We start from the raw sequence: 9,209 nt of genomic DNA, 5'->3' as shown, positions 1-9,209 counted from the left end.
ATCCTGACCGACCAGGAGCGCCACTTCGACCGCTGGCCGTTTCCGGTGCCGGGCCGCGAAGCGCTGCGCCGCGACGGCATCACGTTCATGCACCACCAGATCGCCGCATGCGTGTGCTCGCCGTCGCGCTCGACGGTCTACACGGGGCAGCACATCCAGCACACCGGCGTGCTCGACAACGCGGGCGTGCCCTGGCAGAAGGACATGTCGCCGGACGTGCGTACCGTCGGCCACATGCTGCGCGATGCCGGCTACTACGCCGCGTATCTCGGCAAGTGGCACCTGAGCGCGTCGATGCACGAAACCTCGAGCCCGTACACGGCTCCCGTGGCCGACTACAACCGCACGATCCGGTCGTACGGTTTCGACGACTATTTCGGCGTGGGCGACCTGATCGGGGCGGTGCGCGGCGGCTACCAGTACGACGGGATCACGGCCGAAGCCGCGGTCAGCTGGATGCGCAACCACGCGCCGCGTCTCGCGAAGGAAGGCAAGCCGTGGTTCCTCGCGGTGAATCTGGTGAACCCGCACGACGCGATGTACGTGAACACCGACACGAACGACTCGACGGTCCAGGACGCGAACCATCCGATGCTCGGCATCGCGCCGCCGCCGAACGACGCGCTGTATCGCACGTCGTGGCACGACGTGCCGCTCGCGGCATCGCGGCGGCAACCGTACGACGAGCCGGGACGGCCGCCCGCGCATGGAATGTTCAACGCCGCGCATGCGAACCTCGTCGGCCGCTATCCGTTCACCGACGAACGCGTGCGGATCTATCAGGACAACTACTTCAACTGCATCCGCGATTGCGACACGCACGTCGTGCGCCTGCTGCAATCGCTGCAGTCGCTCGGCCTCGACGAACGCACGATCGTCGTGATGACGGCCGACCACGGCGACCATGTCGGCGCGCACCAGCTCGTCGGCAAAGGTGCGAGCGCGTACCAGCCGCAGAACCACGTGCCGCTCGTGATTCGCCATCCCGCGTATCCGGGCGGCATGCAGTGCGATGCGCTGACGTCGCACATCGACATCGCGCCGACGCTGCTCGGGCTCACCGGCCTCGACGACGCGCGTCTCGCGTCGATCCGCGGCAGCGCGCTGAAGGGGCACGACCTCACGCGCTGGCTCACGAAGCCGGCCGACGCGAAGCGGCACGCGGCGCGCGACGCGACGCTGTTCAACTACGCGATGCTGCTGTACTACGACAGCGAATGGATGCTGAAGGAACTGGGCACGCTGCGGCAGAAAGGCGTGCCCGAGGACGAGCTGTTGCGCCGCGCGCTGGCGCAGCAGCCGGATTTCCGGTTGCGCGGCACGATCCGCAGCGTGTTCGACGGCCGCTACCGGTTCACGCGCTATTTCTCGCCGCTCGAATTCAACCGGCCGACGACGATGGAAGACCTGTTCGCGCGCAACGACGTCGAGCTGTTCGACGTCGCGAGCGATCCGGGCGAGATGCGCAATCTGGCGATGGACCGGAACAGGCACGGCGAGCTGCTGCTCGCGATGAACGGCCGCCTGAACGACCTGATCGCGAGCGAAGTCGGCGACGACAGTCCCGACGTCATGCCGATCCGCGACGGCAAGGTACAGGTGCAGATCCGCAACCGGCATTGAAGGCGGCCGGCCGTCTTCCGGAACCGGCAAACATCGGACGATTCCGCGTCCCGCGATCCCCTGCCGTGCGGTCGCGCCGTTCGATCACACGCGGGGCGCCTCGTTTCATCGTCGTCCGGGACAGGTAAGTATCGAGTAAGCATGACGTCCTACAGTGTGCTGATTCTCCAGGGCGGATCAACGCGGCGAGCGCGCGCTTCGCCCGTATCCGGGCAACATCACGGGAACAGGCATGCAGAACCGGCCAACGATGCGTTATGTGTGTGCGAAACACCCCGACGGACGCCGGTCGAACTGGCAACCGCCGGCGAGCTGGAAAAGGCAGCTGGCGACACCGTCGCGCGGGGTCGTGGCGATCGATCACTACATCGCGGAAGCGTCGGAGCTGATCGATCTCGAGACGACCGAGCCGGTCTTCACGTTGCACTTGCAGATGCCGACCGGATTCGAAATGCGCACCGACGGCAACGGCTGGGCCGCGCACGTGATGCGCACGCCATTGACTTACGTGCCGCCCGGCTTCGGGTGTTCCAGCCGGTGGTCGAACGACATCGAGTGGCTCGCCGTCCACTTCGATGTGTCCTGGCTGGCCCGCTCAGGCCTGCTGCCCAGCACGCCGGCCGTGCCCCGCTTCGACGTGAGCGACGATCTGCTCGTGCAGATCATCAGGAGCATCCATGAAGATGCAATCACGGGCATGCCGTCGGGGCCGACCTACGTCGAAACCCTGGGCGCAGCCGCGCTCGGCCGCATGGCGTATCTCGAGTCGACGCGAAAGGCCCGGGAGTACACGCATGCTCAGGGAATGCGCCGGGCCGTCGAGTACATCCGCGACAATTTCCGCGATCCGCTGACGCTCGTGACGGTTGCCGAAGCGATCGACTATCCCGGCGACCTGTATTCGTTCATCCGGAACTTCAAGAAGGCCAACGGGGTGACGCCGCATCAGTACATCGTCGAAACCCGGCTGCAGGCCGCACGCGACCTGATCGAACGCGGACGATGCGATGTAACCGAGGCCGCGCTCGCATGCGGCTTTTCGACCACGAGCCACTTTTCGGCCACGTTCCGCAAACGGTGGGGATGCTCGCCGTCCGGGCTCAAGCCGCGTGCCGCGAACGTCACGCGAGCGGCAGCGACAGGATCCACAGGCCGCTGACCGTCAGCACGATCGTCAGCACCAGCAACGGCAACTGGTTGCGCACCACGGTGCCGGCCAGCACGCGATGACGGACGGCGATCGCGTGCGTGACATAAACGCTCAGCACATGGCCGGCGAGAATCAGCAGGACCTGCGCATGCCAGACGTAGCCGACGTTGATCAGGAGCGCGGTCGGCGCGACCTGCGCCGGTTCGATCGACAGCAGGTTCCAGCCGATGCCGAGCGGATCGGACAGCAGCGAAACGATCTGCCGCCCCTGGTCGATGAACAGCGTGAAGTAGTGACATACGTTGTAGAACAGCGCGATCGGCAACAGCAACAGGCAGAACTGCCGCGCGAACGCGTTGCCATCCAGCGCCGAACGCGATCCCGCCGCGCCGAGCGCGCAGAAGCCCCGGAACAGGCCATGGTAGGCCAGCCCGACCGCGGCAAAGGTGGCCCACTGCCCGGCGAGCACGAGGTCTCCCGCGATCGCGTAGTCGTTTTTCAGTGACGGAAACACCGCGACGATCAGCGGATAGATGCCGCGCCAGAAGAAGGTGTTCCAGACGGCCGTATCGCGCAGGCCGTCGTAGGCCGTCGACGACAGCATGAACGACAGGAAGATCACGACGCTGGTGTCGAATGGTGGTTCCGATGCCATGGCGGCGACCGGATTCCTCAACCTGACGCCGATCTCGCGCGCCGACACGCGGCGCCATTCGAGCGGTGACAGTCGTGCGCACAATCCGCACAGGATGCCGAACGCATCGAAATGCCTGAGCCACACGTCGCGGCCGAAACAGAACGAACCTGCCAGCGCACAGGCTGCGTAGCCGGCAAGAAACAGGCTGGCGTCCCGCGGCCTTGCCGCGCCGAACAGCTCCAGCGCGATGAGGACCACATACGCGAGCAGCGCCGGATACGATGCCAGGCCCCGGGGGTAGCGATACCGGCCCCGGTCGATTGCCGGGACGGCGCGCGCCACGATCCGCAGCAGCAACGCAAACGGGTTCGTGAGCGCATAGAGGTCGCCGAACACCGCGCTGACATAAATCGACCCCAGATAGAACCAGAGCCAGAATCCCGACATGCTGAGGTTGACGAACGGGTTCTGGATGCCGGCGAGGCCCGACACGATCAGCAGGACGACGAAGCCCATGCTGGCGGCCTGCCCCGCTGCGAGCACGACGGCCGGTATCCGCCAATCTCGCCGCCATCGGATCGCCGGCGCGCGCGTGTCCGGCACGCGCGCGCCCGATGCGAACGCCAGGATCATGAAGGACACCACGAGCGTGCCGGTGGCCGCGTACGCATAGAGCCACAATGGCACCGGCAGGTAGTACGGAATATTCCACGCATGCGCATCGGCGCACGTCGGCGCGCATGCGAGGAGCGCCACCGCCGCCGGGGCCAGCCACGCGTTGCAGCGTGAGCCCGCGTTGTCGACGGGGGCCGTCGCGCCGCGCGCACCGTATTCGAAGTCGTCGCGCATATCAGTAATCGGAAGACAAAATCAGTCCCGTGACCTTCCAGCCGGCCCCGCTGCGCTGCTCGGACACCACGCCGATCGTGTCGTAAGGCGCATCGAGCAGCTTGATCAGCGCGACGGCCCGCTTGTTGCCGTCGGCCGAATCGGGCAGCGGAAACACCAGGAACGGCAGGATCGGCGACGGCTTGTCGCCCTCCACGATGAGCGGCAGCACCGCATCGTTCAACGACTTGAAGACCTCGAACGACGCGCGGTTGCGCACGCTCGCACCGGGGCTTGCCGTTGGATGCGAGGGTGTCCCGATCGCGAGGTAGGCGCCGTGATCCCGCAAGCGCCAGCCGGTCAACTGCTCGACCAGCGGGCCATCGGGCTTGCCGGTGCGGCCGGCAGCCAGCGCGGGCAGCCAGCGCTTGTCCACCGGCGACGTCGTGACCCAGTCGCTGAAGAAGCGCGCGTAGAAATCGGCGAGCCCCTTGTCGACGCCGGATTGCTCGGTCGGCGCGACCGGCTTCGGCACGTCACGCCGGCCGTGCCAGCGAACCGCCTGCCACGCGGGGCCGTCCGGCAGGCTCGTGCCGTCGAGGAACGACGTGTCCTTCACGCCGTTCGCGACGAACCAGCCCGATTTCGCGTGCTTGGTTCGTGCGTCGATGAAACCGGCAAGCATCGGCCGCACCTGCTCCCACGGCCGCGCGTTTCTCGACGCTCCATTGATCTTCGGATAACGAATCATCTGGAGATAGGTCGACTTCACCATCGCCTCCGTATCGACGGGCCAACGCCAGGTCATCTCGGCGGCGTGGCCGGACGGGCCACCGCGCTCGAGCGGCGCGGCCATCGCCAGGCCGGCGTCGCATTCGATGCCGTAGCGGCGCCAGTCGGGTACCGACGGCGTGCCCTGGTGCGCCCATGCGTCTTGCAGCGCATGCAGCGCCCGACCGAACTCGCCCAGCATGAATCCCGCGTTGCGCCCTTCCGCGCGCCGCAGCGTGGCATCGACCAACGACCGCGAGGCCGGGCCGTCCGGCACCACGGCCCGGGCTGCGGCAGCGGCCGGCACCCGGGTCTCGCTCGGGTAGTGCGCCGCCTGGGTATCCTGCGCATCCGGCGCGAAGCGCGACAGGCAGGCAAACTGCAGCGGCGACGTCATGTATTCGATCGAGCCGGCATCCATCCGCTGGTCGGCGAGCGCGATCGCATCGGCCTCGCCGGACGCGAACCCCGCCTGCCGCGCAAGCCAGAACGTGAGACCGAAATGCACGTCCGCTTCGAACCCCGAGCATGTCAGCGGCATCGCGAGCGCCGCCAGCAAGGCCAGCGCGGCAACGCCCGGATTTCTCCGGGCGCGCCCTCGCGCGCCTGCCCTGCCGGTTGCGACCCTCTCACGCGATGCCCTGCGAGCAACCTGTCTGCCGTGCATCAATTGCCGATCTCCGTCGCTTTGGTGCTTTCAGGAAACGGCCACGCACCGTTCTCGAACGACAGCACGAGCAGGCCGTTGTCCTGGCACGCCGTGGTCAGCAGATGGCGGTCGAAATCGAAATCGAGGCGCGACGCGCACCAGTCCGGGCCGCCCGGGCGATATTGGCCGAACATCAGGTGCGCGGAACCGGCGCCGGGCGACTTGGCCGAAGGCGGGTTGTAGTACGCGATTTCCTTCGGCTTCGCCGGATCGCGAATATCGAATACGCGCACGCCGGAGTTGAAGTAGCTGCACGCGAGCGCCGTGGCGTTCTCCCTGTTGTCTACGCTGCAGTAGTGCGATCCGTACGTGAACGTGGAAAGGCCGAGAATGTCGGGAATCACCTTGCTGCAGTTCTGCACCGCATGCGTTTCGAGCCGCAGCTCTGACACGAGCTTGGGCGCAGCCTCGTTCGACATGTCGTAGATGTGCCCCATCGGGAACGGTGCCACGCCTGCATTGCACGCGGCCTTCACACCTGTCGCCCCCGGATCCTGGAGGCCGCCCGACCCGCCTTCGTCGACCTCGACCACATAAGGCTTGCCGCTCACGGCGAACGAGATCGTGTGCTGAGCCGCACTGCCGTCGCGCACCGGCACGGTCGCGATCCGGTGCATCTGCGCATTGGGGCGACGGCTCTGCACTTCGCTGGTGTCGATGACGAAGAACCCGTTGTCCCCGTTCGAGTTCGGGTTGTCCAGCGGCGGTGCGCCCGATCCGGTCGCCGCGCCCGTATTGCCGATACTGACGAAATACGCACGGTTTCCGTCCTGGCTCACGGACAGCCCGTGCGGCAGCACCCCGAATCCCAGGTCGGCCATCGTGATCGCCGAGATCAGCTTCGGCCGCGTCGGTATCGTCAGGTCGACTGCATAGTAGGACTTCGAAAACGCACCGCCGATGTAGTACGTGAAGCCGTCCGGGGAAAAGCCGCCTTCGTGGCCCATGGGCCTGACACTCGGGAGAATGCCGCCGTCGGTTCCGGTGCCGATGGGCACGCTGGCGAGCAGCTGCGGGCGCGTGCAGTCGGTCGCCACGTCGTACAGATCGACTTCCGGGCCGCCAGCGCCGCCGAGCCCGTTATCGGCGGCGAGAATCCCCCGCGCGACGTTCACGCGCAGCGATTCCCACGGATCGATCATCGCCGTGGACGTCAGCGAACTCACCCGCACCGGCTTGGCCGGGTCCGTGATGTCGATCACCGGTACGCCAGGATTCACGCGCGGCGGCGCATCGGGGTTGTTGAACGCCGGGGTGGCGCCCATCGTCGCATGGTAAAAGCAGGTGTGCCCCTGCCGGTCGGTGTAGGTCGCCGCCGACCACGACGCGCCCTCGCCCTGCACCTGGCTGACTTGCTTCAGGTTGCAGTTGAAGCCGCCGAATCCGGACTGGCGCAGCGCGGCGGGCACCTGCCCTTGCAGCGCCGTCTCGGGCGTATCGCCGGGGCTGCAGCCCGGCACGCGCGGCACGACGTAGTCCGCCACCGATACGGCGGGCGGCGGGCTCGTCACGTCGTTGTCGTCTCCGCCGCAGCCGGCGAGCATGAGTGTGCCGAGCGATATCGCGATCGCCAGGCGATTCAGTACCAGCATCTTTGCCTCCTCCTGTTTCGAACTTCGTTTCGAATGTCGTTTCGATCCGGTTTTATCGTTAGTTGTCCGGATATATCTCGATGACAGCCACCTCGATCTGCTCGCCGGTGCGGCTGTGAAAGTGCAGCGAAAAGCGCCCGGTGATCCCGACCGGGAGAATGTCCATCGACTGCTCGGTTCCCGAGGTGCAGGCCGCGAGCGCACCCGGTATTTCATGCGCCATCAGCACACCGGCCTCTCGCGCATGCACCTTGATATGCGCCGGCATGCCTTCGCGAATCGCGATCACGGATCGTTGCCAGGGCACCTTGTCCCGATCGACCTCGACGGAAAAGACCTGTTGATCCGGCGGTCTCGTCGACGCGTGCGACAAATGTCGCGCGACACCGTAAGCCAGCACCAGCGCCGACACGGTCGCGATCAACGCGACGAGTCGACGCCGCTGCCGCAGATTCCTCTCCTCCATTGCGGCGCTCCGTTTCATCGGCACTCGCGCCGCGCCGTATCTCGTGCCGGCGGCAGGCCGGCCATCCGCGCGGTCGTCAGCCGTTCGACGAATGGTAGTGAGCGCCCCGATGCAGCGATATCTGCTTATTGCGGGTTGTCGGAAAATTGCGTCCGGAGTAACCCGAGCCAGGGCTGGCCGGGCCAGGTTGCGCGCCGGATTCGGGAATCGTCACACGCGAATCCCACGAGCCGATGACGCACGGCGCACGATGGGTGATGGGTGATGGGTGATGGGCGACGGGTGACGGGCGACGAGCGACGGACGATTTGCGCGCAACGATGCCCGGGCGGTTCGACCTCGCGAACCAACCGGGGCGACGGCCTCGATGCGATGAAGGAACGCAGCGGGACGCGCAGACCGTGCATCGGCACCGACCGCCTCCGCGCCCCCGGCGGCGACACGCCGAACTCGGCAGCCGCGCGTCAATCCTTGCGGATGTGTTCGGCCAGGAAGTCGATCAACAGACGCACGCGCGGCAGCAGCCCGCGCCGCGACGGAAACACCGCGTGTATCACGCCGCCCTTCGGCGCCCATCCGGGCAGCACGTCGACCAGCGTGCCGTTGCGCAGGTCGTCCTCGACGACCATGCACGGCAGTTGCACGATGCCGACGCCGTGAATCGCCGCATCGCGCAGCGCATGCAGGTCGTCGGTAATGAAGCGCGGGTGATGACGCAATGGCACCTGCTCGTCGTTCGGCCCGACCAGTTGCCACACGTGATGCCGCGCCGGCCCCCAGTCGAGGCTCGGCACGCCGGCCAGTTCGGCAGGATCCGACGGCGCGGCGCGCCCGTCCAGCCAGTGCGGCGCGGCCACCAGCCGCTGCGGGCTGTCGCCGAGGATGCGCATCACGAGATCGCTGTCCTCCAGCGGCGGAAAGCGCACGCGCAGCGCGAGATCGATCCCTTCGCTCAACAGGTCGACGCGGCGATTCGTCGCCTCGAGATGCACCTGCACCTGCGGATGAATCGCCATGAAGCGCGCGATCAGTTCGCTCACCCGGTATTCGAGCAGCGCGGTTGGGCAGCTCACGCGGACGATGCCGCGCGGCTCCGCGTGCCGGCGCTCGATCACCTCGCGCGCCGCCTCGGCTTCGACCAGCACGGCAAGACACCGCTCGTAGAATTCGCGCCCGGTCTCCGTCACCGTGAACCGGCGCGTCGTGCGCTGCAGCAGCCGCACGTCGTACTGCGCCTCCAGCGCCGCGATGCGCCGGCTCAGCGTCGATTTCGGGACGTCCAGCGCACGCCCCGCCTGCGTGAACCCACCGTGTTCGACCACCTTCACGAAGTAGTAGAGGTCGTTTAGATCATCCATGATTGTTCCACCCATAGAACACTGATGGCATTTTAAGGGACTGGAACGCCATTTGTTCCACGAATAGCATCTTGA

At 66.7% G+C, this 9,209-nt stretch carries 7 protein-coding genes; 2 read left to right on the top strand and 5 right to left on the bottom strand.

The window, feature by feature from the left end:
• Both JYJ84_RS20770 and JYJ84_RS20765 read left to right on the top strand, forming a co-directional pair.
• On the top strand, nt 1-1,623 hold a 1,623-nt coding region (locus tag JYJ84_RS20770; protein ID WP_205189421.1), incomplete at its 5' end, for a sulfatase-like hydrolase/transferase.
• Nucleotides 1,624-1,972: 349 nt separating this feature from the next.
• Nucleotides 1,973-2,782 carry an AraC family transcriptional regulator gene (locus JYJ84_RS20765; protein ID WP_236027247.1) on the top strand — a complete coding sequence of 270 codons (810 nt, stop codon included), beginning with the start codon at nt 1,973-1,975 and terminating at the stop codon, nt 2,780-2,782.
• Here JYJ84_RS20765 and JYJ84_RS20760 read toward each other — a convergent pair.
• The 5 genes from JYJ84_RS20760 to JYJ84_RS20740 all read right to left on the bottom strand — a co-directional run bounded on the left by JYJ84_RS20760 (nt 2,745) and on the right by JYJ84_RS20740 (nt 9,134).
• Nucleotides 2,745-4,259 (bottom strand): hypothetical protein, encoded by a 1,515-nt coding sequence (locus tag JYJ84_RS20760; protein ID WP_236027246.1) that lies wholly within the window; start codon nt 4,257-4,259, stop codon nt 2,745-2,747. The genes JYJ84_RS20765 and JYJ84_RS20760 overlap by 38 nt on opposite strands.
• Before the next feature lies 1 nt (nt 4,260).
• Nucleotides 4,261-5,550, bottom strand: coding sequence for a DUF6765 family protein (locus JYJ84_RS20755; protein WP_175221546.1), 1,290 nt, complete (start codon nt 5,548-5,550; stop codon nt 4,261-4,263).
• 125 nt (nt 5,551-5,675) lie between these two features.
• Nucleotides 5,676-7,310 (bottom strand): LVIVD repeat-containing protein, encoded by a 1,635-nt coding sequence (locus JYJ84_RS20750; protein WP_175221545.1) that lies wholly within the window; start codon nt 7,308-7,310, stop codon nt 5,676-5,678.
• 58 nt (nt 7,311-7,368) lie between these two features.
• On the bottom strand, nt 7,369-7,734 hold the full coding sequence (locus JYJ84_RS20745; protein ID WP_236027244.1) for a hypothetical protein: 366 nt from the start codon (nt 7,732-7,734) through the stop codon (nt 7,369-7,371).
• A 506-nt stretch (nt 7,735-8,240) separates the two neighbouring features.
• Nucleotides 8,241-9,134, bottom strand: coding sequence for a LysR substrate-binding domain-containing protein (locus JYJ84_RS20740; RefSeq protein WP_175221543.1), 894 nt, complete (start codon nt 9,132-9,134; stop codon nt 8,241-8,243).
• Between the last annotated feature and the right edge of the window lie 75 nt (nt 9,135-9,209).

The organism is Burkholderia sp. LMG 13014 (genome assembly GCF_905232215.1).
Taxonomy (GTDB): domain Bacteria; phylum Pseudomonadota; class Gammaproteobacteria; order Burkholderiales; family Burkholderiaceae; genus Burkholderia.
The sequence above is the reverse complement of the archived record's forward strand: the minus strand, read 5'-3'. Positions and strand labels throughout refer to the sequence as shown.

Excerpts from the sequence above, each read along its gene's own strand:
- JYJ84_RS20760 (WP_236027246.1), bottom strand. The coding sequence starts at position 4,259 with ATGCGCGACGACTTCGAATACGGTGCGCGCGGCGCGACGGCCCCCGTC.
- JYJ84_RS20755 (WP_175221546.1), bottom strand. The coding sequence starts at position 5,550 with ATGCCGCTGACATGCTCGGGGTTCGAAGCGGACGTGCATTTCGGTCTC.
- JYJ84_RS20750 (WP_175221545.1), bottom strand. The coding sequence starts at position 7,310 with ATGCTGGTACTGAATCGCCTGGCGATCGCGATATCGCTCGGCACACTC.
- JYJ84_RS20740 (WP_175221543.1), bottom strand. The coding sequence starts at position 9,134 with ATGGATGATCTAAACGACCTCTACTACTTCGTGAAGGTGGTCGAACAC.